This is a genomic window from Streptomyces katrae, assembly GCF_000966975.1.
In the GTDB taxonomy this organism is placed as follows: Bacteria; Actinomycetota; Actinomycetes; order Streptomycetales; family Streptomycetaceae; genus Streptomyces; species Streptomyces katrae.
This window is the reverse complement of record NZ_JZWV01001071.1, coordinates 1-3,858: the sequence shown is the minus strand read 5'-3', so window position 1 is coordinate 3,858 and position 3,858 is coordinate 1. Positions and strand designations below refer to the sequence as shown.

General features: G+C 71.1%; 3 protein-coding genes and 1 pseudogene. 1 reads left to right on the top strand and 3 read right to left on the bottom strand.

Annotated elements, in window-relative coordinates; translation table 11 throughout:
• The 3 genes and pseudogenes from VR44_RS47825 to VR44_RS32445 form a co-directional block, all read right to left on the bottom strand.
• Positions 1-150: pseudogene (locus tag VR44_RS47825) on the bottom strand (succinate dehydrogenase/fumarate reductase iron-sulfur subunit); the annotation flags it as partial.
• A complete protein-coding gene (locus VR44_RS32450) occupies positions 147-2,099 on the bottom strand; it encodes a fumarate reductase/succinate dehydrogenase flavoprotein subunit (protein WP_045951214.1) in 1,953 nt (650 codons plus the stop codon). The gene VR44_RS32450 and the pseudogene VR44_RS47825, both read right to left, overlap by 4 nt.
• Before the next feature lie 2 nt (positions 2,100-2,101).
• A complete protein-coding gene (locus VR44_RS32445; RefSeq protein ID WP_045951213.1) occupies positions 2,102-2,806 on the bottom strand; it encodes a succinate dehydrogenase cytochrome b subunit in 705 nt (234 codons plus the stop codon).
• A 108-nt stretch (positions 2,807-2,914) separates the two neighbouring features.
• Between VR44_RS32445 and VR44_RS32440 the strand changes: the two genes are divergently transcribed.
• The gene (locus VR44_RS32440) at positions 2,915-3,793 is read left to right on the top strand and encodes a LysR family transcriptional regulator (RefSeq protein ID WP_045951212.1); all 879 of its coding nucleotides are present in this window, start codon (positions 2,915-2,917) and stop codon (positions 3,791-3,793) included.
• The last annotated feature ends 65 nt before the right edge of the window (positions 3,794-3,858 follow it).

The following is a 3,858-nucleotide window of genomic DNA, read 5'->3' as shown; positions in this document are numbered from 1 at the left end:
GTCCTCGCCGCGCAGGATGAGGTCCTCGTTGAGGGTGTCGAGCATCTCCAGGAAGGACATGTCCTTCGAGATGCCGTCGACCTCGTAGGAGGCCATGGCGCCGGGGGCGTCGGCGTTCTGCTGGCGCCAGACGCGCAGGGTGAGCTTCATGCGTAGCTCCGCTGGGTGGGGTGGACGTACTCGAAGACCAGGTCTTCCTTGTGCAGGACGGGTGCGGCGCCGGTGCCCTGGTACTCCCAGGCGGCCGCGTAGCCGAACTCCTCGTCGCGGCGGGCCGCTTCGCCGTCGGGGGTCTGGGACTCCTCGCGGAAGTGGCCGCCGCAGGACTCGGCGCGGTGGAGGGCGTCGAGGCACATCAGCTCGGCGAGTTCGAGGTAGTCGACGATGCGGTTGGCCTTCTCCAGCGACTGGTTGAACTCATCGCCGCTGCCGGGGACCTTGATGCGCCGCCAGAACTCCTCGCGGATCTCCGGGATACGGGCCAGGGCCTTGCGCAGCCCCTCCTCGGTGCGTGCCATTCCGCAGTACTCCCACATGAGTTCGCCGATCTCCCGGTGGAAGGAGTCGGGGGTGCGGTCGCCGTCGACGGCCAGCAGCTTGGCGAGGCAGTCGCGGGTCTCGCGGACGGCGGCCGCGGCCTCGGGGTGGCTGTCGTCGACCTCCTCGTGGTGCGGGTGGCGGGCGAGGTAGTCGTTGATGGTGGAGGGGAGGACGAAGTAGCCGTCGCCGAGGCCCTGCATCAGGGCGGAGGCGCCGAGGCGGTTGGCGCCGTGGTCGGAGAAGTTGGCCTCGCCGATGGCGAACAGGCCGGGGATGGTGGTCTGTAGGTCGTAGTCGACCCACAGTCCGCCCATCGTGTAGTGGACGGCCGGGTAGATCCGCATGGGGACCTCGTACGGGTCCTCCGCCGTGATCCGCTCATACATCTCGAACAGGTTGCCGTACTTCTCGGCGACCTTGTCCCGGCCCATGCGGCGGATGGCGTCGGCGAAGTCCAGGTACACGCCCTGGCCGCCGGGGCCTACGCCGCGGCCCTCGTCGCAGACGTTCTTCGCGGCGCGGGAGGCGATGTCGCGGGGGACGAGGTTGCCGAAGGAGGGGTAGATCCGTTCCAGGTAGTAGTCGCGCTCGTCCTCGGGGATCTCGGCGGCGGGGCGGGTGTCGCCCTTGGCCTTGGGGACCCAGATGCGGCCGTCGTTGCGGAGGGACTCGCTCATCAGGGTGAGCTTGGACTGGTGGTCGCCGGTGCGCGGGATGCAGGTGGGGTGGATCTGGGTGAAGCAGGGATTGGCGAAGTACGCGCCGCGCCGGTGCGCCCGCCAGACGGCGGTCGCGTTGGAGTTCATGGCGTTGGTGGAGAGGTAGAAGACGTTGCCGTAGCCGCCGGTGGCGAGGACCACGGCGTCGGCGTAGTGGGTGTCGATGCGGCCGGTGACCAGGTCGCGGGCGACGATGCCGCGGGCCACGCCGTCGACGGTGATCAGGTCGAGCATCTCGGTGCGGGCGTGCAGTTCGACGTTGCCCGCGGCTATCTGGCGGGACAGCGCCTGGTAGGCGCCGAGGAGGAGCTGCTGGCCGGTCTGGCCGCGGGCGTAGAAGGTGCGGGAGACCTGGACGCCGCCGAAGGAGCGGGTGTCGAGGAGGCCGCCGTATTCGCGGGCGAAGGGGACGCCCTGGGCCACGCACTGGTCGATGATCTCGACGGAGATCTGGGCGAGGCGGTGGACGTTGGACTCGCGGGCGCGGAAGTCGCCGCCCTTGACGGTGTCGTAGAAGAGCCGGTGTACGGAGTCCCCGTCGTTGCGGTAGTTCTTGGCGGCGTTGATGCCGCCCTGGGCGGCGATGGAGTGGGCGCGGCGCGGGGAGTCGCTGTAGCAGAACTGGACCACGTGGTAGCCCTGCTCGGCGAGGGTCGCGCCGGCGGCACCGCCCGCCAGGCCGGTGCCGACGACGATCACGGTGTGCTTGCGGCGGTTGGCCGGGTTGACCAGCTTGGCCTCGAAGCGGCGGCGGTCCCAGCGTTCGGCGATGGGGCCGGCGGGGGCCTTGGTGTCGGCGATGGGGTCGCCGGTGGTGTAGGCGGCGTACTCGGTGCTCATGGTCAGCTCACCACTCCGGTCATGACGGCGACGGGGACGGACACGAAGCCCGCGAAGAGGACGAGGGCCAGGGCGTTGGCCAGGAACTTCAGCACCCGGTCGCGTCGGGCGCTGCCCGCGCCGAGGGTCTGGGCGGCGCTCCAGAAGCCGTGGCGGATGTGCAGGCCGAGGGCGGCCATGGCGACGATGTAGATCGTGTTGCCGTACCAGGTGGAGAAGGTCGCGAGGACGTTCTCGTAGGGGTGGCCGGCCCAGGCACGCTCGTTGACGGTGAGCGTGGTGAGGTCGAGGAGGTGCCAGACGATGAAGAGGGCGAGGATGATCCCGCCCCAGCGCATGGTGCGGGTGGCGTAGCTCGCGCGGCGGCGCTTGTGGGCGTACTTGACGGGGCGCGCCCTGAGGTCGCGGCGGCTGAGCTGGTAGGCGCAGACCGCGTGGGCGACGACGGCGGCGACCAGGACCACGCGGACGGCCCACAGGGCCCACTCGTAGTGCAGGAAGGGTTCACCGAGGGTGCGCAGGGCGTGGGCGTAGCCGTTGAACTCGTCCGGCCCGAAGAAGATCTTGAGGTTGCCGAACATGTGCGCGACCAGGTAGCCGAGCATGATCAGGCCGGAGACGGCCATCACGGACTTCTTGCCGACGGTGGAGTCCCAGAGCGTGCGCGTGGTGGACGGCCGTCGATCCGTCCGCGTTGCCAGAGCCATGAGGTAGACCGTAGGGACCAAGGTCCCGAAAGGTCCAAGACATGGCGGAGCTGATCGCGATAGGCATCCCCTATGGAAGGGCGGGAGGGGCGCCGCTAGCCTGGGGAAATGCAGTTCCAGCAGCTCGTGTACTTCGTGGCCGTCGCCGAGACCCGGCACTTCACGCGCGCCGCGGAGCGGGAGCACGTGGCCCAGCCGTCGTTGTCGCAGCAGATCAAGGCGCTCGAACGGGAGCTGGGCGCGGAGCTGTTCAGCCGGGCGCGGGGCAACATCGCGCTGACCGACGCGGGGGAGGCGCTGCTGCCGCTGGCCCGGCGGATCCTGGCGGACGCGGACACGGCGCGGCTGGAGGTGCAGGAGCTGCTGCAGCTGCGGCGCGGCCGGGTACGGCTGGGCGCCACGCCGAGCGTGTGCACGGGGATGCTGCCGGAGGTGCTGCGGGCCTTCCACACGGCGCACCCGGGCATCGAGCTGCTGATCGAGGAGGGCGGTTCGCTGGACCTGGTGCGGGAACTCGCGCGCGGGGTCCTGGACCTGGCGCTGATCGTCCTGCCGCTGCCGCCGTCGGCGCCCCCGCTGACCACGGTGGAGCTGCTGACGGAGGACCTGGTGGTGGTCTCGTCCCGGGAGCTGCCGCCGCCGGGCGGGGGCGGTGAACTGACCATCGCGGACCTGCGCGAGGAGCCCATGGTCATGTTCCGGCACGGCTACGACCTGCGGGACCTGACGGTGGGGGCCTGCCGGGCGGCGGGGTTCGAGCCGGTGTTCACGGTGGAGGGCGGCGAGATGGACGCCGTCCTGGGCTTCGTACGGGCGGGGCTGGGCGTGGCGGTGGTCCCGGAGATGGTCGTGGCGCACGCCGGCCCCGGCCTGCGCGCCACTCCCCTCACGGGCTCGCCCCTCCGCCGCACGATCGCCCTGGCCCACCGCACGGACGTGGCCCCGCCCCGCGCGGCCCGTGAACTCAAACGCATCCTGGTCGGCTGACGCGGCCGCCCCGGCGCGTACGCGCCCGGGCCGGGGCGGCCAGCGGGCCGGGGCGAGGCAGTGGC